Here is a 17,507-nt window from a genome sequence, read left to right on the forward strand (position 1 = left end):
GGCCTGCTGTCTCGCGTTACTGGCCCTGCTGCTAACGGCGCTGCCTTCGACGGCGCTTGCCCAGGCAATTCCCGGACTGATCAGCGAGCCTACCGGCGATGGCGGCCAGCAGTGGTCCATCCAGCTGCAAACCCTGCTGCTGCTTAGCTCGATGGCCTTTCTTCCGGCCTTGCTACTGATGATGACCGGCTTCACCCGTATCGTCATCGTATTGAGTTTGCTACGTACCGCAATGGGTACACAGTCGGCGCCGCCCAACCAAGTTCTACTGGGACTGGCACTATTCCTGACCTTTTTCGTGATGTCGCCGGTGTTTTCTCAGGTCTATGAGAGTGCCTGGGTACCGCTCTCTAACAATGACATCAATTTCGAGCAATTCTTGACCATTGGCAGCCAGCCTTTCCGCGAATTCATGCTGGCGCAGACCCGTGAGCCCGACCTGGCACTATTCGCTCGGCTGGCTGATGTCGGCCCTATGCAGGGGCCTGAAGACGTGCCCATGCGAGTACTGATGCCGGCATTCGTCACCAGTGAACTCAAGACCGCCTTTCAGATCGGCTTTACCATCTTCATTCCGTTTCTGATCATCGATCTGGTGGTCGCCAGCGTCCTGATGTCGCTGGGCATGATGATGGTGCCGCCGGCAACCATCTCCCTGCCCTTCAAACTGATGCTGTTCGTGCTGGTAGATGGCTGGCAATTGATCATCGGCTCACTGGCTGAAAGCTTCTACCTATGACGCCCCCTACGCTACCTGACAGGAGCGCAGCAACATGACCCCCGAAGTGGTAATGAGCATGGCCTACCAAGGCATGCGCGTCACGTTATTACTGGCCGCGCCTCTGCTGATCACGGCCCTATTGACGGGTCTGATCGTGAGTCTCTTTCAGGCAGCGACCCAGATCAATGAAATGACGCTCTCCTTCATCCCTAAGATACTGGGTGTCTTTACCGTGCTTGTTCTCGCCGGACCGTGGCTACTCAAGTTGATCACCGATTTTACTCGCGATCTGTTCACCAACATTCCGCTGATGTTGATCTAGCCTTGCCATGGTAGAGGTCACCTTTGCCCAGCTCCAGGCCTGGTTACTGCTATTCTTCTGGCCTTTCGTGCGCATCTCGGCTTTCCTGATGGCTTCGCCGCTGCTTGGCCACTCAAGCGTGCCTAACCAGGCTAAGATCGGCTTGGCGGTTCTGCTCACGGTCGTGGTCGGCCCTACCTTGCCACCCCTGCCCGATGTACCGATGCTCTCCTGGGCCAGTCTTGGCATCATGATCGAACAGATGCTGATCGGTATCGCCATCGGTTTGACCATGCACGTCATGTACGCTGTGGTTCAGGCAGCAGGTGAATTCATAGGACTTCAGATGGGTCTGGCGTTCGCCACCTTCTTCTCGCCGGACACGGGCGCCAACACCATGATCCTGTCGCGGCTATTCTTCATGATCACGCTGCTGATGTTCCTGGCCTTCAATGGCCATCTCATCCTGATCGAGATTGTCGCCTCCACCTTCTTCATGCTGCCGATAGGCATGGGTGGCTTCAATGCAAGCGCCTTCGAGCTGCTTGTGCGCTTTGGCGGCACCATTTTCGCGTCGGGGATGCTACTGGCCCTGCCGCTGGTAGGGCCGCTACTGATCATCAACCTGTCGATGGGCATTCTCAACCGTTCAGCACCGCAGCTGACGGTCTTCAATATCGGTTTTCCCGCCTCGCTTACCGTCGGGCTGTTTCTGCTGATGGTGCTGATGTCCGATATCGGACGATTCCTTCAACGACTGTTTGGCGATAGCCTGCTGTTTCTCAGGCAACTGCTCGATGCCATGGCCCCGCTGAGCTGACGGCCATTGATCAATGGTAGTTGACGATAAGTTGCAGCTCGCGCACCTCGACCATCTTCTTCTGGCCCTGGGGCAGCGCGAAACGAAAATGCATCGGTCGGGTGGCTGAGCGCCCAGCCAGAGCAAGGCTGCTGCCTCGCGCCTGATTGAGCGTAATGCAGTCATTCTCCTGGCACAGCCAGGCACGCACCTGGGTACCGGGTGGCAGGCGATACTGCCAACTGACGCTATGGATTCGCGCCCCACGTGACACGGCGCTGCCATCGGAGAACTGCATGGGCGCAGAGTGCGTCTCTCTCTCGGCCATGGCCACACGCACACTCGGTGCCGAAACCACCCAGCTGCCGGAGGCCATAACGCCCAAGGGCGCCATCAAAGCGCCCGCAATCACCCACCGCAACATCGCCCCGCGGTACGTTCTACCCATCACTGGCTGTGAGCGCCATAAGCGCGATGCAATTTGCCCTGTCGGCGCGTAATATTCATCAGGCGACTCAACTCCTCACGACGAGACCCCATCAACTTGCGGATCTCGCGATCGTGTTCGAGAAGCTCACCGAGCAACTGCTGCTTGCGTCGCAAGATAGTGGGATCCTGCTGAGGCGTCGCGTCGGCGTTCTGTACGCGCTCGAACTGCTCACGATACTCAGCCTCGAGATCGGTCAAGGCATCCCAATCGGAGCGCTTCAGCGCTTCCAGTAATCGTGCGGCGCTTGACAGCAGAGACTGATAACTGGCGATCATCTCACTCATGGGATATCCCCTACTGTCTTGCCGCATATCAACGACCCACTATGACCGATTGAGCTGGGCATTCATCATCTCGAACTGCTGGGTCAGGTAGTCACTTGTCTGATTCATCTGGGCAATCATCATATCCAGCTGAGTAAATTGCGTCCTATAGCGCGACAGAGTCGTCTCGATCTGCTGTTCGGTACGACTATACTGCTGGTCCAGTCGATCGATCTTGGATTCAAGACCGCTGACTGCATTATCCAACTGCCCTCCATCCGCCAGTGTCCGACCCAGCATGTCATCGAGCTGCTTGGCTAGACCGGAGGTATTGCCGCTGCCGACAAAGAATTTTTCTACTGCAGTAGGATCGCTTGCGATCACCTCATCGAGCTTGGCGCTGTTCAGTTCCAAGGTACCATCGAGCTTCAAACTGATGCCCATTTCATGCAGCCAGTTGAAGCCGTCGTCTCCCTCGACTCCCCCATTCAGCACGCCTCGCAGCTGGCTTTCGATACTGCGTAGCGTACTATCGCCTAAAAGCTCACCAGCCGCTCCCGTTTCTGCATTGAAACTGGTGAGTTGATTGATGGTCGTGCGCAGCGCGTTATAACTATCGACAAAATCAGAGATCGCCTGCTTGGCGACATCGGTATCCTTTCTTACTGTAATCGTCGAGTTGCCAGTATCCATAAGACTCAGGGTGACACCCTGGATAGCCCCGTCGACCATATTGGACTGACTGGTTATTTCAACATTGTTGACCTTGAGCTTCGCATCGAGTGCGGCCACTTGCGTATCTGCATCCAACGCAAGCTCACTTCCCAAGGTGCCGAAATCAACGTTGGTGATCGCAGCGTCGGTTCCCGTCTCGCTGGAAGCCAATACCAAGCGGTAGCCTTCTTCGCTACCATCGTTGATGATCGAGGCGCTGACACCACCATTCTTGGCATTGATGGCGTCGCGTATCTCTGCGAGCGAGCTCGCCTCCTCATCAATTTCCACTTCAAGCGTGTCGCCATTACCGAAGGTAAAGGTGAACGTGCCAGCACCTAATTGGGTGGTGGTATCGGCGACACCCTGCGTTGCGACACTAGAGGCTTGCGCAAGCTGCATCACTTCGACCTGGTACTGCCCCGGTACGGCGTTGGCGCTTGCTGCGGCCTGCACACTATCGCCACGAACATCACTGCCCACTGCTTGGAAAGTCGCGGGGTCGTTGAGTGCAGCAGTGGCGGATTGCAGATTGCCAAGCGCCCCTTCTAGCTGACCATAGGCCGATATCGTTGCCTGATGACTCTCCTGCTGCTTGACGATGGGCTCGAGTTTCGAGCGCTCGGCCGCTTCAAGATCATCGAGCAGGCCGTTCAGGTCAAGGCCCGAGCCGATCCCCAGGGAGGTGATGGTGCTCATATGGCTTCCTTTATTGCGTCAACCGCATTCCTGTCCAGCGCCCGCTATTCATGCCAGTGGCGCCAAGAGTGTCACTGCCGTCGGGTAATTACATATAGTTGAACAGCGATAGGCCCTGGATACCCACGAACGTCTGTTGGGCCGCTTGCAACCCTACCTGACGCATCGAGTAGTCGGAAATCGCCTTGTTGTAGTCGAGATCAACGAGATCAGAGCGCGTCTGCTGGTAGTTGAGCATGCGGTTATTACCAACAGAATCCAGCACATCGAGTTCATTGAGCCTTGCACCCACCGAGGCGCCTATCGTGAGCACGTTATCCAGGCTTGCATCGAACTCACGCAGCGCACTGTTCATCGCCTCATTGAACGCTTCCTGATCCTCCGGTGTCACGATCGGCGTTTCGAGTGCCGCGATGGCCTTCTCTAAAGTCGTGAAGACATCGCCAAAAATAGCCGCTCCGTTCTCCTGCACCGGCATCTGGCGTGTAGGGTCGACCTGCAGTGTCTGGGTATTGTCATCACCCTGGTATTCGACAAAATCAGGGCCATCATCGACACTGGCCATTTTGAAGGGTGGCTCGTCATTCTTGAACCCTCCAAACAAATAGTCGCCATTACCATTGGTGGTATTGGCCAGACCCAGCATGGTCTGATAGATACCGTCGAGTTCACTAGCAATAGATTGCCTGTCGGCATTGCTCAGCGTGCCGTTGTTACCCTGTACTATCAGCGTACGAGCGCTGGTAATGCCATCGGTCACACTGTTGATGACACTGGCGGTCTGCGATAGCGTGTTTTTCGCCATTATCCGCGTATCGGTATATTGCTGCGTCACGGCAATCGACTGTGAAACGCCAAGTGCTCGTGAAGCTGCTTGAGGATCGTCGGAGGGGTTGACGACCCGGCGGCCCGTGGCCATCTGCTGGCTGATCTTGAGAAACTCGCTCTGCTGGCGATTCATCGACGAAGCGCTCTGCTCGAACATGGTAACGGTACTAATACGCATCGTAGTGACTCTCCGAATCAGGTCCGCAGACCGAGAATGGTGTCGAACATCGTCGTCGCAGTCTCGATCACGCGTGCATTGGCCTGGTAGAACTGCTGATAACGCATCAGGTTGGCCGCCTCCTCGTCGAGATTGACACCGGACTCGGACTGCTGCACCGCACGCAGCTGATCGGTCAGCCCTTGCTGCATCTGTAAATTGGCCTGCACGACATTGGTCTTGTTGCCGATATCACTGACCATGGAGGCATAGGCTTGATTGAGCGTGGCATTTCCCGCCACCAGCTTCTGGTTTTGCAACCCCTGTAGCGCCAAGGCATTACGGTTGTCCCCTGCCCCCGACACGCTGCCATCATTGAGTTGACCTGCCGCAATCTTGGCAGGGTCATTGATCAGCGTTTCGACACCACCGGCTGCCCGACGCACCGGCTGCACTTCGTAACGGTCGCCTGCTACCAGGCCGCCCTCGAAGGTGAGTTCGACTCCGCCGAAGCTCAACGTATCGTTTTCGAAGGTGGCTTCGACGATCTGTCCGCTATCCTTGCGTACGACCTGGAACGTCGGCTCACCACCGTCCACGCCCGTTACCGTCACGGTATAGTCCGCCGTGGTCAATTTCGATACATCGCCAAAAACGACGGAAGCCTGGGCGCCATTCACGGCATTCTTGCCATGCGCATAGACTTGCGGCGAACCTAACGAGAAAAACGCCTCGCCAAGATTGCCATTGAGATCGACCCCCTGCTCATGCTGCGCATTGAAACCAGCGACGAGCGATACGGCCATCTGGCCTAGCTGATTCTGAGCCTTGTCGAGCGCCTCGGAACGGAAGCTCAGCAGACCACCCATCGTCCCGCCCTTGATGGCCGTCTCAGGCAGGGCGACGATATTGTTCGACGCATCCCGATAGCCAACGACAGTTCGCTGGGGATCGTAGGGGGATGCCATCGCCTCGAGCTGATAGTTGATGGTGCCGGACACAAGGGGCTGCCCCCCGGCCAGATTGAGGTTGTAGCTCCCACCATCCTGAACGACGAGCTGCACATCGATATGCTTGCTCATCTCGGCCACGAGGTTATCGCGCTGGTTGAGCAGATTATTGGGCGCTACACCCGTCCGCGCCGTCGCTAGCGTAATCTCTTTGTTGAGCTTAGCGATTTGCTCGCTGAGCATATTAATCTGTTCGACTTCCCCGGAGATCTGACCATTGACGCCTTTTTGCATATCCTGCAAATAGCCATCGAATGCCCGCATTTGCGCACTCAGCGTTTCGGCGGTACCGATAACCCCTTGCCGAGCGGCAGGATCGGAGGGCGATGAGGAGAGGTCACCAAGTGCAGAGAAGAAGTTCTGCATCAGCGGGGCCAGGCCAGCTTCATCATCGGCCAGTAGATTATCGATCTGGCTGATCTGCGACTGGTAGGCGGCAAGGGCCGAGCTGGCGCTGGTCGAGGCATTCAGCTGGTTCGCCACGAAGGTGTTGAACTGGCGCTGGACATCATTGACACGCACGCCCGAGCCGGTCGGACTTTCACCTAGGATCACCAGCTCACGGTTGTATCCGGGGGTATAAACATTGCTGATATTGTTGCTAGTGGTGTAAAGCGCACTTTGCGCCGCATTGAGGCCACTGACACCGATCGCGAACATGCTCATGCTGGATTCCTTAACCTGTTATCACTGCTTATCGACCCCGGGGCGAGAATCTTTAGCCATCCGCTAATCAGGCCCAATCAATAGGAGAAAAAGACGCCGGCCAGCGAGCGTTCGGGCAATGGTTCGACCGCTCCCATAGTGTTCATCACCGCAATCAGCTTGCTCGCGTAGCGCGGATCCGTGGCGTAACCGCCACTCTGCAAGGCGTAGGCAGCCTGCTCGGCATTCGCGGCAGTGACGACTCCCGCATAACGCGGGTTGTCACCGATCAGCCGCGCATAATCGGTGAAGGCCTCTTCATACGAGCGATATGCGCGGAAGGTATCCTTCATCTGGGTGCGCTGGCCGTTGATGTATTCATGGGTAGTGATGTCGGTGGTCGCCCCCTGCCAGCGGCTGCCCGCCTTGATGCCGAAGAGGTTGTAGCTGTTGCCCCCGCCAGACGTGGGGATCTCGTGGCGTCCCCAGCCCGTCTCGAGTGCCGCCTGGGCCAGGATCAGCTCGGCCGGCACGCCCGTGGCACGACTTGCGGCCTGTGCGGGCTGAGCCAGCTTGTCCATGAAGCGCTGCACATGCTCGGCGCGACTGCCTTCTCCGGTTTGCGTGGGGCGCGATACTGTCTCGGTTCGGGGGGCAGCACTCGGCTCGGCGACAGCCTGTCCCGGAAGCTGGACATTCAGCTCATCCATGAAGCTTGGAGGCCTGCGTGCATCGATCTCGCCAAGGAAATCCTGTTCGGGGGGCAATGCATTGCTGCCATGCATGGCATCGCTCAGCACGCGCGGTGTACCGCGGGGAATGCCGGCAATCAGCTCATCCGCCTGAGTGCGCGCCACACTCTGTACCGGCACCAGGCCGCGCCCTTCCAGCTGGTTGATCAGCTGCTCGGCAAGACCGAAGCCGCGCCCCGCCAGATGTTGCGACCACTGCTGGTCAAGCAGCGAATTGTAGAATTCGCTCTGCTGGCTGCTAAACAGATCCGACTGCGGCGATGCCTCGCGCATGCTCTTCAGCATCATGTTCAGAAACAGCGCCTCGAACTGCCGGGCGGCCTCGGGCAGGCCAGCGCTGGGGTCACGACGTGCCGTGTGCTGCAGCCTCTGGATGCCCTGGGTATCGAGGGCGAACTGACCCCCAAGATCATGCGCATTCATCAAATGATCTCCAGATCGGCGCGCAGCGAGCCCGCCGCCTTAAGCGCCTCGAGGATCGACATCAGATCGGCTGGGGTGGCTCCCAGTGCATTGAGCGCATTGACCACATCCACCAGGTCCGCCCCCTCCACCATCTGCAGGAAGGCGTCCTGCTGGTAGATCTCGATATTGGCGTCAGGCACGACCACCGTCTCTCCCGCCCCGAAGGGTGCCGGCTGGCTGACACCGAAGCGGGTATCGATGATGATCGACAGATTGCCATGCGCGACGGCTGCACGGCGCAGGGTCACGCTCGAGTTGAGCACCACCGAGCCAGTGCGCGAGTTGAGCACGACCCGCGCCGGCGCCTCGGTCGGCGTGACCTGCAGCTCCTCGATACGCGCCATGAAGTTGACTCGATCGTTGGCATCGTTCGGTCCTTGGAGGCGAATCGTGCGGCCATCCTGAGCGGCGGCGACCGGCCAGCCAAAGGCGCCATTGATTGCAGCCACGACGCGTTGAGCAGTCCCAAAATCCGCCTGCTTGAGCTGCAGATCCAGAATACCGCCATTGGCTCCAAGGCGCAGCGGTACCTCACGCTCGACCATGGCCCCGCCTGCGATGCGCCCACCGGCCAACTGGTTGACCTGCACGCTACTGCCCCCTGCCGCCGCGCCCGCACCGCCTACCAGCAGGTTGCCTTGGGCGATGGCATAGGTATCGCCATCGGCACCCTTGAGCGGTGTCATCAACAGTGTGCCGCCACGCAGGCTTCGCGCATTTCCGATGGAGGAGACATTGACGTCGAGCCGCTGGCCAGGCTGCGAGAAAGGCGGCAGATCGGCCGTGACCATCACCGCAGCGACATTGCGCAGCTGCATGTTGGTGCCTGCCGGCACGGTAATGCCCATCTGCGAGAGCATGTTGGTCAGGCTCTGGCCGGTAAAGGGAGCCTGCATGGTCTGGTCGCCAGTCCCGTCGAGTCCCACCACCAGGCCATAGCCGACCAGAGCGTTGTCACGTACGCCAGCGAAGGTCGCAAGCTCACGCAACCGCTCGGCCTGGGCCGGAATGACCAGGCCCAGCCACAGCACCGATATCAGCACCAGTCGCAGCAGACCCCGCACGAGCGGCAAAGAAGGGAAAGAGAGCATGCACATAGTCAGTCGATCCCGATCAGAATGGCGACACATTGAGGAAGAAGCGCTGCAACCACCCCATGTGCTGTGCTTCGTTGATGTAACCATCGCCAACGTACTCGATGCGTGCATCAGCGACCTGTGTTGAGGGCACGGTATTCTGGCCAGTGATGGTGCGCGGGTTGACCACCCCGGAGAAGCGGATGAACTCGACTCCCTGGTTGATGGCGATCTGCTTTTCACCGCGCACCCGCAGGTTGCCATTGGCCATCACGTCAAGCACCGAGACGGTGATCGTGCCAGTGAAGCTGTTGTTGGCCTGGGATCCACCGCCGCCACTGAAGGCACTGGTACCGGTGAGATCGAAGCCATACTCCTCGAGGATATCCAACACATCGGGCACCTGAGCGATATTGAGCCCAGACGAACCGGTACGGTTGGCATTGCTCTGGGCGTTCTTGCTGGCGCTCACCTCTTCGTCAAGAACGATGGTCAGGATATCGCCGACCATGCGGGGACGACGATCCTCAAACAGCGGATGGCTGCCCCGATGCGCCTGATAGATGGAACCGTTGGGCTCGGGCGGCAAGCGGTCGGGTATCATCACCTGCTCCTGCTCACCGACGACCGAAGGGCGCGGCATCTGCGCGCAGCCCGCCAGCACCGATACGATCAGTGCCAGGCTCAACAGGCGCCAATTACGCCAGGGGGAAGTCCACCGCTTCATATTGCGCTCCGCTTGGATCCGTACTGCATCGCCATCGACGACGGGTTACAGCTGGGCGAGGCGAGCCAGCATCTCATCGCTGGTCTGCACCGCCTTGCTGTTGATTTCATAGGCACGCTGGGTCTGGATCATGCTGACCATCTCCTCCACCACATTGACGTTGGAGGTTTCCACATAGCCCTGGAACAACCGACCCGCACCATTCATTCCCGGCATGGACTCATTACGCGGACCCGATGAAGTCGTCTCCAGGTAGAGGTTGCCGCCGATGCTCTCGAGCCCCGTCGGGTTGACGAAGGTGGAGATGGTAATCTGGCCGATCTGGTTGCTCTGCGTGGTACCCGGCTGGGTGACCGTGACGATGCCATCCTCGCCGACACTCAGCGAAAGCGCGTTATCGGGGATGATGATCGCCGGCTCCATCGGATATCCGTTGGCAGTGACCATCTGGCCGTTCTCATCGATCTGGAAACTGCCATCCCGGGTATAGGCGGTGGAGCCATCGGGCAGCAGGACCTGGAAGAAGCCCTGGCCATTGATCGCCAGATCGCGCGAGTTCTCGGTATTCTGCAGCCCGCCCTGGGTATGCAGACGCTCGGTGGCGACCGGGCGCACCCCAGTGCCTACCTGCAAACCGGAAGGCAGGCGATTCTGGACATCGTTCTGCGCACCGGGCTGACGCAGGTTCTGATAGAGCAGGTCTTCAAATACCGCCCGCGAGCGCTTGAAGCCATTGGTGCTCACGTTGGCAAGGTTGTTGGAGATCACATCCAACTGCACCTGCTGAGATTCAAGACCGGTCTTGGCGGTCCAGAGTGAATTGATCATGCGTATAGCCTCTGTTTACCCTTGGATGGAGAGCAGGTTGTTGGCGCGCTGAGCGTTCTCATTGGCACTGTCGATGACCTTCATCTGCATGTCGTAGCGCCTGGCTACGTCGATCATCGCCACCATGCTCTCGATGGCGCTGACGTTGCTGCCCTCCAGCGTCCCGCTGACCAGACGCGCCTCTTCATTGGCCTGGAGGATGCCGGGTTCGCCCTCCTCGTTCAGCGGTGGACGGAACAGGCCATCATCGCCGCGGTTCATGGCCACGTCCGGAGTCACCAACTTGAGGCGGCCGACATCCACCAGGGCATCAGGGTCTTCGCCTGCGCCGATCGCACTCAAGGTGCCATCCGCACCTATCGAGACGCTGGAGCCCAGCGGCACGATGATCGGGCCGCCCTCGCCCATCACCGGACGCCCGGTGATCAGCACCACACCATTGCCATCCACCTGCAGATCGCCACGCCGGGTATAGGCCTCGCCACCATCAGCGGTCTGCACGGCAAGCCAGGCATTGCCCTTGAGGGCCACGTCCAGCTCACGGCCGGTCGACATCATCGGCCCCTGTGAAAAATCCGAACCAGGTGTGGTGGCAGCTACCGACACGCGGGTCGGCAACGCACCATCGCCCTGCACCGGCACGGCGCGCATGGCATGCAGCTGGGCACGGAAGCCGGCGGTCGATACGTTGGCCAAGTTGTTGTTGACCACTGCCTGCTGGGTCATGCTCTGCTTGGCGCCGCTCATCGCGGTATAAAGGATGCGATCCATAGGTCAGTTCCCCCGTTCAGCCGTCATCAACGCAGGTTGATGGCGGTCTGCAGGAGTTCATCCTGAGTCTTGATGGTCTGGGAGTTGGCCTGGTAGGCGCGCTGGGCGACGATCATGTCGACCAGCTCCTGGGACATGTCGACGTTGGAGCTCTCCAGCGCCCCGGCCTGCAGGCCACCCAGCAGCCCGGTACCCGGCGCGCCGACCAGCTCCTGTCCCGAAGCGGCCGTGGCCACCCAGGCGTTGTCGCCCACCGGTGTCAGTCCTTCGGGGTTGCGGAAGTTCGCCAGCACGATCTGACCGGCCGCCAGCGACTGCTCGTTGGAGTAGTTACGCATCACTGTGCCATCGTTCTCGATGGTGATGCCAACCAGGGCACCCGAGGTGTAACCGTCCTGGGTCAGGGAACTGACCGTGGAGGTGTTGGCAAACTGGGTCGCGCCCGACAGGTCGAGATTGAACGCCAGCGGTGCCGCGCCGGGGAGGTCATCGAACACGACATCGAAGTTATCGGCGCCGCTCAAGCTACCGCTGGTATCGAACGTCAACAAGCTAGCTGCGGTAGGAGGAGTAGTGGTCAAATCCTCATTTTGTGTAACCTGTATCGGCTCATCGACACCCGCGAGTTTGGCCTGCACTTCCCAGGCGCTGCCATTGGCAGCTTCACTCACCTTGGTGAAATAGAGCGTCATGTTGCGGGCGTTGCCCAGCGAGTCGTAGACCGTGGCATTGGTGGCGTAGCTGTAGCTGGCGGGGTTGCCCATGTCGAACTGGGTAGCGGCCCGATCGATAATCGCTTCGCCGGCATTCAGGTTCATGCCGATATCCACTTGGTTGGTGGCCTGAGCAGGGATGTCGTCCGCCGGCACGCTCAGTGCCACCGGTGCACCACCGACCTGGATATTGCCATCGGCATCCGCGGGGTAGCCCATGATGTTGGCGCCCTGGGAGTTGATCAGGGCACCGGCCGCGGTCATGGTCAGCTGGCCGTTGCGCGAGTAGACCACCTCGCCATTGGGCTGCTGGAAGCGGAAGAAGCCGTCACCGGCGATGGCCAGGTCGAGGTTACGACTGGTCGCCTCGATATTGCCGGCGTTGAAATTCTGCTGCACTCCGGCGACCTGGGTACCCAGGCCGATACGGCTATTGGCATAGACGTCGGCGAACTGCACACTGGAGCTCTTGAAGCCCACCGTCTGGGAGTTGGCGATGTTGTTGCCGATGGCACCCAGCTTGGTGGCGGAAGCGTTCAGACCGCTCAATGCTTGTGAAAAACTCATGATCTTTCCTCGAAGTTAGAGAATCTGCTTGACGTCACTCAGCGCGACCTGACCATACACAGCGCCCAGGTCGAGGCGCACGCTACCGTTCTGGCTGGGCGTCACACCCCCCACCACGGCGTAGTTGAGCGTATCGACGGCGATCGCCTTGTCATCGCTGGTCGCTTCGATACTGACGCGATAGCTGCCCGCCGTTACCTGCTGGCCATCACTGCTCTTGCCGTCCCAGCTGAAGGATTCGACGCCAGCGCTGACCGGACCGATGTCGTACTGATTGATCACCTGGCCACTGGCATTGGTGATCGTGACCTTCACATTCTCGGCCGACTGTGCCAGCTCGACGCCGAAGGGCGTGCTGTAGGCCTGCCCCGACTCGTCGATAGCCAGCTGGATGCGGTCGCCCGGCACCAGTACGCCTTGCCCGATCAGGCCGGAGGCCTGGAGCATCTGGCTGGCATCGATTTGAGAGGTGATCCCCTTCAGAGTGGTCTCGAGCTTTTCGATCCCGGCGACGGTATTGATCTGTGCGATCTGCGAGGTCAGGTTATGATTGTCCATCGGATCAAGCGGATCCTGATGCTGCATCTGGGTGATCAACAACGTCATGAAATCGTTCATGATGTCATTGGAAGCACTCTGATTCTTGCTCGTACTGGTGGTATTCAGGCTGTTGAGCACGCTGTTATCGATCGTGTTACTCACGGCTTAGCCCTCGCCCAGCGTCAATGTCTTGAGCATCATCTGCTTGCTGGTGTTCATCACCTCGACGTTGGCCTGGTAGGAGCGCGACGCAGAGATCATGTTGACCATTTCATGGACCGGCTCGACGTTGGGCATGGTCACATAGCCCTCCTCATTGGCCAGCGGATGCTCGGGACGGTACTCCAAGCGCATCGGGCTTGGGTCATCGACCACTTGAGAGACTCGCACCCCACCGGTGCCGTGACGCCCCTGCGCCTGTGTCTCGAACATCACCTGCTTGGCGCGGTACGCCTGGCCATCCGGACCGGCCACGCTATCGGCATTGGCCAGGTTGCTGGCGGTAACGTTCATGCGCTGCGCCTGGGCGCTCATCGCCGAACCGGATATATCGAATACGGAAAACATCGACATCGTGTGACTCCTGCGTATTATTCGGGCTGCATCGCGGTCTTCAGACCCTGGATACGGCTGTTGATCATGGTCAGGGCGGCCTGGTAACGCACCGCGTTATCGGCGAATTGGGTACGCTCGCGGTCCATATCCACAGTGTTGCCATCGAGACTTGGCTGATCCGGGATGCGATACAGCAACTCCTGAATGGCAGGAGCGGAACTCCTGGCCTCTATGTGCCGGGCCGAGGTGGTGGCGAGTGCCATACCGCTGCCACTCTGGCGGCCGCTCTCCATCACCCGAGACAGTTCGCGGGAAAAGTCCATGTCACGCGCCTTGTAGTTGGGCGTATCGGCATTGGCGATATTGCTTGCCAGTACCTCATGACGCTCGGCACGGAGGTTCAAAGCCTCCTGATGAAAGCGCAGGGCACCATCGAGCTGATCGATCATCCATTGAACCTCCGTCTTGCGTGACCGGTGCGGCCACAGGGGTATTGGGTCAGCGTGAAGATTAGATGAACGGCTGTCCTGGCAAAGCCGCAAACAGACCGTGAATCCCGCTTCATTTTCGACGATGCATTCTGGTGCCAATGCCTAGAATCGTGATCCTTGCTCATTCACTCCTTCTCGCGGCAGACCGCGCTGGAGAGTCCTATGTCTTGCACCACTCTTGCCTTGCGCTGGTCCCTATCGCTGCTTGCCTGCCTGCTGGGCCTTGCCCTTGCATTGAGCGCCGAAGCCAACAGCACCGCCCAGACCGAGCTGACCGATCGGGTTAACGCCTTCCTTTACGAGCAGAGCCAGTCGCTGGGAAGCGAAGTGCATATCGAAGTTCACCCCCCATCGGCGCACCTTCCGGCCTGCATCGATCCGCAGCCCTTCCTGCCGCATGCCAATGCCACGCTTAACGGTCGTGTCTCGGTAGGGGTACGCTGCGGTGACCAAGGAGGGCAGGTGCGCTATATGCAAGCAACGGTGACTGTGATTGGCGAGTACGTGACCGTTCGACGCGACCTCGCTCCCGGCACGATTCTCGATGCCGGGATGCTGGAACTGCGCGAAGCCTCAATGGGACGCATGCCCCGCGATGTCATTACCGACATGAGCCAGGCGGTAGGCCAGCAGGCCGCCAGACCCCTGCGCGAGGGCATGCCGCTGACGTCTCAGCTGTTGCGGGAAATTTACCTGGTCGAGCGTGGCGCCAGGGTTCGCATCGAAGCGAGTGGCAGCGGCTTCTCCATCAGCCGTGAAGGCGAGGCGCTGGATAGCGGTGCCATGGGCAGCGAAGTCCGGGTACGCCTCGATAACCGCGACATGTTGAGAGCCCGGGTCAGCGGCCACAATCGTCTAGAAGTGATTTACTAAATTCGATTCAAGTTCATCGTTTCCTGGCCGATACTAGAGGAAAGGCATGAACCAAAGAGGCTTCCCGTGAAAATCGATAGCTCCCATCCGCTGAATCGCACCAATCAGAGTGAGTTGAGCGGCGCTCCCAAGAGCACACCCAGCACCGCCGGCAGCAAGGCCAGCACACCGGCGGCAGTCACCCATTTGAGCCAGTCCGGCGCTAACAGCAGCCAGGATATCGATAGCGCTCGTGTCGAGGAGATACGCCAGGCAATCAGTGAGGGCCGCCTGGAGATCCACGCCGAGCGCATCGCCGATGGTCTGCTAAACAGCATCCGCGACATGCTCAACGACAATTCAGGTTCCTCACGCTAATGAGTCTCGCCGCCCATCTCACCCGCCAGCATCAGCGCCTCGAGGCACTGGTAACCAGTTTGCTCGAGGAGCGTGAAGCCCTCATACCGGGGCAGATCGATGGGCAGCGTCTCAATGGCATCGCCACCATCAAGCAGGAGCTGCTCGCTGAACTTGATCAGCTCGAGGCTCAGCGGCGAAAGGCCCAGCATAAACTCGGCTATGCCGATGGTCTGTCAGGCGCAGAAGAGGCGGCACGCGATTACGACTGCCTCGGCGAGTGGAGTAAGATGCGCGAGCTCACCGAACGTGCGCGGCGTCTCAACGAACTCAATGGCGAATTGATACAAGGCCGACTACGCCTCAATCAGCGCACACTCAACTTTCTACACGACGTGACAGGCAAGACGTTGTATGGCCCCGATGGCCAAGCTCCGCGCCAGCGCTTTGCCAACGTCTCCTCCAAGGTCTAGACCACGACGTTTGCGAACTTGACGAAGCGCGTCAACTCATCAATAGTCGACAATGAATTTTACCTAAAACATACGCGCTATTACTTAACCTTACAGTTAAAAGGCGACAGCGGCATTGAAGGGAGCATAAGGAGTGTTGCAAACCGCCGACCCTTTGAAGCGTAATAGCACCAGTTTCGCCAACACCTTTACGGATTTGCCCGACACACTGCGTGACCAACTTGCGCTCGTCTCTCCTCTGCCCTCGCTCCCCTCATCAGTCCTGAAGGTCATCAATTTAGCGCAGTCGGCAGACAGCGGTCTGCATGAGTACGCCTCTGCCATCGAACAGGATCCCGCATTGACACTGCGCCTGCTCTCCATGGCCAACAGTGTCTTTCATGCTCCCGCCCTGCCCACCGTCACCTGCCAGGATGCGGTATCCCGGCTCGGGCTGGATGCGACGCTATCGATAGCGCTCGGGTTTGGCCTTGCCAACACCTCCCTGCCGAAGGACGATAGCCGCCTCGATCTGACTCACTTCTGGCAACGCTCACTGCTCGCAGCCCTCATTGCCCAGCGCCTTGCCCGCTACCACCGCCTGCCCACGTCAGGGTGCGCCTTTACTCTTGGCTTGCTGCAAGACATTGGCATGCTCGCGCTGGATGCATGCGTCCCAACACTCTATGGAGAGCTGTACGAGAGCAGCGACGATCATGTTTCACTTTGCAAGCGTGAGAGAGCGTTATGGGGATGCGACCATGCATTGATAGGGGGCTGGCTAGCGGCCCAGTGGCAACTTCCCGCCAGGCTGGTCAAGGGAATTACCTCAAGCCATGCCAATCTCGAAGAGGAGAGTCTTCTTCAGCGCTGCATCATCGCTTCCGGCACGATGGCCGACGCCTGGCTGGCACCGATCCCCGCACTCGAACTGGCCGTGGTACTGCCGCAAATCACCCATGCCCTGGCCCTCGATGACGTCACTTTCGATCAGTTGGTGGTGTCGTTGCAGATCGAACTGCCCCGCCTTTCGACCCTGATGGCGCTGACCCAACCATCAGGTTTCGATGCCCGCCAGATTCTGTTCGAGGCAAAGCAGCTGCTCCATACCCACAGCCTGCGGCTAAACAAGCAACTGACCATCCAACAAAAAGAGCTCCAGAAGCTCAGGGATAGCCACGCGGCGCTCGATCAGCGTGTGCGCTTCGATGGCCTGACGCGCCTCTATAACCGGCCTTATCTCGAAAAGCTGCTTGGCGAACATTTTGAGCGGGCACGTTGCAATGCCATCTCACTGGCCGTGATCTTCATCGACCTGGACCACTTCAAGAAGCTCAACGACGAGCATGGCCATCGACTGGGAGATGAGGTACTGAAGGCATTCGCCGAGTTGCTCAAGGAGCAGCTAGACGAACAGATATTGGGAGGGCGTTATGGAGGCGAGGAATTTCTCCTGTTCATGCCAGGTGCAGGCAATGCTCAAGCGCTCGAGGTTGCCGAGCGCTTGAGCCACCGCTTGGCAGAGCGCCCTTTGGCCGATACTGGTACCCGCCACCTCTATGTCACCGCATCGATCGGCATTGCTAATCTCGACGATGGTGACTTCGCCGATGTCTTCGACTTGATTCATGCCGCCGACCAGGGCATGTACCTCTCCAAGCGTGGCGGGCGAGCGAAGATCTCCCTCTACCAGCCGAGTGTCTCCCCCGCCTCCCCTCCCAAAGCATGAGCAGA

Annotated in this window: 21 protein-coding genes; 7 read left to right on the plus strand and 14 right to left on the minus strand. The window is 59.1% G+C overall.

Annotated features, from left to right (window positions below; genetic code table 11):
- Nucleotides 1–19: 19 nt before the first annotated feature.
- The 3 genes from fliP to fliR are packed head-to-tail and all read left to right on the plus strand — an operon-like array spanning nucleotide 20 to nucleotide 1,842.
- Nucleotides 20–739 carry a flagellar type III secretion system pore protein FliP gene (gene fliP, locus HJD22_RS12655; RefSeq protein WP_208656741.1) on the plus strand — a complete coding sequence of 240 codons (720 nt, stop codon included), beginning with the start codon at nucleotides 20–22 and terminating at the stop codon, nucleotides 737–739.
- A gap of 34 nt (nucleotides 740–773) precedes the next feature.
- Nucleotides 774–1,043, plus strand: coding sequence for a flagellar biosynthesis protein FliQ (gene fliQ, locus HJD22_RS12660; RefSeq protein ID WP_208654129.1), 270 nt, complete (start codon nucleotides 774–776; stop codon nucleotides 1,041–1,043).
- A 7-nt stretch (nucleotides 1,044–1,050) separates the two neighbouring features.
- Nucleotides 1,051–1,842 carry a flagellar biosynthetic protein FliR gene (gene fliR / locus HJD22_RS12665; protein WP_208654130.1) on the plus strand — a complete coding sequence of 264 codons (792 nt, stop codon included), beginning with the start codon at nucleotides 1,051–1,053 and terminating at the stop codon, nucleotides 1,840–1,842.
- A 10-nt stretch (nucleotides 1,843–1,852) separates the two neighbouring features.
- Here fliR and HJD22_RS12670 read toward each other — a convergent pair whose 3' ends face one another.
- From HJD22_RS12670 to flgB, 14 genes are all read right to left on the minus strand, one after another.
- A complete protein-coding gene (locus tag HJD22_RS12670; protein WP_208654131.1) occupies nucleotides 1,853–2,215 on the minus strand; it encodes a flagellar protein FlhE in 363 nt (120 codons plus the stop codon).
- A 53-nt stretch (nucleotides 2,216–2,268) separates the two neighbouring features.
- Complete coding sequence (locus HJD22_RS12675) at nucleotides 2,269–2,595, minus strand: flagellar protein FliT (RefSeq protein WP_208654132.1); 327 nt, start codon at nucleotides 2,593–2,595, stop codon at nucleotides 2,269–2,271.
- 39 nt (nucleotides 2,596–2,634) lie between these two features.
- Complete coding sequence (gene fliD, locus HJD22_RS12680; protein ID WP_208654133.1) at nucleotides 2,635–3,987, minus strand: flagellar filament capping protein FliD; 1,353 nt, start codon at nucleotides 3,985–3,987, stop codon at nucleotides 2,635–2,637.
- Nucleotides 3,988–4,075: 88 nt separating this feature from the next.
- Nucleotides 4,076–4,993, minus strand: a complete 918-nt coding sequence (gene flgL, locus HJD22_RS12685) for a flagellar hook-associated protein FlgL (RefSeq protein ID WP_208654134.1) — start codon at nucleotides 4,991–4,993, stop codon at nucleotides 4,076–4,078.
- A 17-nt stretch (nucleotides 4,994–5,010) separates the two neighbouring features.
- Complete coding sequence (gene flgK, locus HJD22_RS12690; protein ID WP_208654135.1) at nucleotides 5,011–6,648, minus strand: flagellar hook-associated protein FlgK; 1,638 nt, start codon at nucleotides 6,646–6,648, stop codon at nucleotides 5,011–5,013.
- Nucleotides 6,649–6,725: 77 nt separating this feature from the next.
- Nucleotides 6,726–7,802 (minus strand): flagellar assembly peptidoglycan hydrolase FlgJ, encoded by a 1,077-nt coding sequence (gene flgJ / locus HJD22_RS12695; RefSeq protein WP_208654136.1) that lies wholly within the window; start codon nucleotides 7,800–7,802, stop codon nucleotides 6,726–6,728.
- Nucleotides 7,802–8,935, minus strand: coding sequence for a flagellar basal body P-ring protein FlgI (locus HJD22_RS12700; protein ID WP_208654137.1), 1,134 nt, complete (start codon nucleotides 8,933–8,935; stop codon nucleotides 7,802–7,804). The genes flgJ and HJD22_RS12700 overlap by 1 nt, the downstream gene beginning before the upstream one ends.
- A gap of 22 nt (nucleotides 8,936–8,957) precedes the next feature.
- The gene (locus HJD22_RS12705; RefSeq protein WP_208654138.1) at nucleotides 8,958–9,647 is read right to left on the minus strand and encodes a flagellar basal body L-ring protein FlgH; all 690 of its coding nucleotides are present in this window, start codon (nucleotides 9,645–9,647) and stop codon (nucleotides 8,958–8,960) included.
- Nucleotides 9,648–9,692: 45 nt separating this feature from the next.
- Complete coding sequence (gene flgG / locus HJD22_RS12710; RefSeq protein ID WP_208654139.1) at nucleotides 9,693–10,475, minus strand: flagellar basal-body rod protein FlgG; 783 nt, start codon at nucleotides 10,473–10,475, stop codon at nucleotides 9,693–9,695.
- A 15-nt stretch (nucleotides 10,476–10,490) separates the two neighbouring features.
- Nucleotides 10,491–11,246, minus strand: coding sequence for a flagellar basal body rod protein FlgF (locus HJD22_RS12715; RefSeq protein WP_208654140.1), 756 nt, complete (start codon nucleotides 11,244–11,246; stop codon nucleotides 10,491–10,493).
- Between the two features lie 26 nt (nucleotides 11,247–11,272).
- Nucleotides 11,273–12,526 (minus strand): flagellar hook protein FlgE, encoded by a 1,254-nt coding sequence (gene flgE / locus HJD22_RS12720; protein ID WP_208654141.1) that lies wholly within the window; start codon nucleotides 12,524–12,526, stop codon nucleotides 11,273–11,275.
- 15 nt (nucleotides 12,527–12,541) lie between these two features.
- Nucleotides 12,542–13,228 (minus strand): flagellar hook assembly protein FlgD, encoded by a 687-nt coding sequence (locus HJD22_RS12725; protein ID WP_208654142.1) that lies wholly within the window; start codon nucleotides 13,226–13,228, stop codon nucleotides 12,542–12,544.
- 3 nt (nucleotides 13,229–13,231) lie between these two features.
- Nucleotides 13,232–13,639, minus strand: a complete 408-nt coding sequence (flgC, locus tag HJD22_RS12730) for a flagellar basal body rod protein FlgC (protein WP_208654143.1) — start codon at nucleotides 13,637–13,639, stop codon at nucleotides 13,232–13,234.
- 17 nt (nucleotides 13,640–13,656) lie between these two features.
- Complete coding sequence (flgB, locus tag HJD22_RS12735; RefSeq protein ID WP_208654144.1) at nucleotides 13,657–14,070, minus strand: flagellar basal body rod protein FlgB; 414 nt, start codon at nucleotides 14,068–14,070, stop codon at nucleotides 13,657–13,659.
- Between the two features lie 204 nt (nucleotides 14,071–14,274).
- Here flgB and flgA point away from each other — a divergent pair, with 204 nt between their 5' ends.
- The 4 genes from flgA to HJD22_RS12755 all read left to right on the plus strand — a co-directional run bounded on the left by flgA (nucleotide 14,275) and on the right by HJD22_RS12755 (nucleotide 17,502).
- Nucleotides 14,275–14,985, plus strand: a complete 711-nt coding sequence (gene flgA / locus HJD22_RS12740; protein WP_208654145.1) for a flagellar basal body P-ring formation chaperone FlgA — start codon at nucleotides 14,275–14,277, stop codon at nucleotides 14,983–14,985.
- Between the two features lie 66 nt (nucleotides 14,986–15,051).
- A complete protein-coding gene (flgM, locus tag HJD22_RS12745) occupies nucleotides 15,052–15,342 on the plus strand; it encodes a flagellar biosynthesis anti-sigma factor FlgM (protein ID WP_208654146.1) in 291 nt (96 codons plus the stop codon).
- Nucleotides 15,342–15,794, plus strand: a complete 453-nt coding sequence (locus HJD22_RS12750) for a flagella synthesis protein FlgN (RefSeq protein WP_208654147.1) — start codon at nucleotides 15,342–15,344, stop codon at nucleotides 15,792–15,794. The genes flgM and HJD22_RS12750 overlap by 1 nt, the downstream gene beginning before the upstream one ends.
- Nucleotides 15,795–15,927: 133 nt before the next feature.
- The gene (locus HJD22_RS12755; protein ID WP_208654148.1) at nucleotides 15,928–17,502 is read left to right on the plus strand and encodes a GGDEF domain-containing protein; all 1,575 of its coding nucleotides are present in this window, start codon (nucleotides 15,928–15,930) and stop codon (nucleotides 17,500–17,502) included.
- Nucleotides 17,503–17,507: the final 5 nt, after the last annotated feature.

Source organism: Halomonas sp. TA22 (assembly GCF_013009075.1).
Classification (GTDB): domain Bacteria; phylum Pseudomonadota; class Gammaproteobacteria; order Pseudomonadales; family Halomonadaceae; genus TA22.

Bases quoted from the DNA above. Each gene is read 5' to 3' on its own strand.
- fliQ (WP_208654129.1), top strand. From the start codon at position 774: ATGACCCCCGAAGTGGTAATGAGCATGGCCTACCAAGGCATGCGCGTC.
- fliR (WP_208654130.1), top strand. From the start codon at position 1,051: ATGGTAGAGGTCACCTTTGCCCAGCTCCAGGCCTGGTTACTGCTATTC.
- HJD22_RS12670 (WP_208654131.1), bottom strand. From the start codon at position 2,215: ATGGCGCCCTTGGGCGTTATGGCCTCCGGCAGCTGGGTGGTTTCGGCA.
- HJD22_RS12675 (WP_208654132.1), bottom strand. From the start codon at position 2,595: ATGAGTGAGATGATCGCCAGTTATCAGTCTCTGCTGTCAAGCGCCGCA.
- fliD (WP_208654133.1), bottom strand. From the start codon at position 3,987: ATGAGCACCATCACCTCCCTGGGGATCGGCTCGGGCCTTGACCTGAAC.
- flgL (WP_208654134.1), bottom strand. From the start codon at position 4,993: ATGCGTATTAGTACCGTTACCATGTTCGAGCAGAGCGCTTCGTCGATG.
- flgK (WP_208654135.1), bottom strand. From the start codon at position 6,648: ATGAGCATGTTCGCGATCGGTGTCAGTGGCCTCAATGCGGCGCAAAGT.
- flgJ (WP_208654136.1), bottom strand. From the start codon at position 7,802: ATGAATGCGCATGATCTTGGGGGTCAGTTCGCCCTCGATACCCAGGGC.
- HJD22_RS12700 (WP_208654137.1), bottom strand. From the start codon at position 8,935: ATGCTCTCTTTCCCTTCTTTGCCGCTCGTGCGGGGTCTGCTGCGACTG.
- HJD22_RS12705 (WP_208654138.1), bottom strand. From the start codon at position 9,647: ATGAAGCGGTGGACTTCCCCCTGGCGTAATTGGCGCCTGTTGAGCCTG.
- flgG (WP_208654139.1), bottom strand. From the start codon at position 10,475: ATGATCAATTCACTCTGGACCGCCAAGACCGGTCTTGAATCTCAGCAG.
- HJD22_RS12715 (WP_208654140.1), bottom strand. From the start codon at position 11,246: ATGGATCGCATCCTTTATACCGCGATGAGCGGCGCCAAGCAGAGCATG.
- flgE (WP_208654141.1), bottom strand. From the start codon at position 12,526: ATGAGTTTTTCACAAGCATTGAGCGGTCTGAACGCTTCCGCCACCAAG.
- flgC (WP_208654143.1), bottom strand. From the start codon at position 13,639: ATGTCGATGTTTTCCGTATTCGATATATCCGGTTCGGCGATGAGCGCC.
- flgB (WP_208654144.1), bottom strand. From the start codon at position 14,070: ATGATCGATCAGCTCGATGGTGCCCTGCGCTTTCATCAGGAGGCTTTG.
- flgA (WP_208654145.1), top strand. From the start codon at position 14,275: ATGTCTTGCACCACTCTTGCCTTGCGCTGGTCCCTATCGCTGCTTGCC.
- HJD22_RS12750 (WP_208654147.1), top strand. From the start codon at position 15,342: ATGAGTCTCGCCGCCCATCTCACCCGCCAGCATCAGCGCCTCGAGGCA.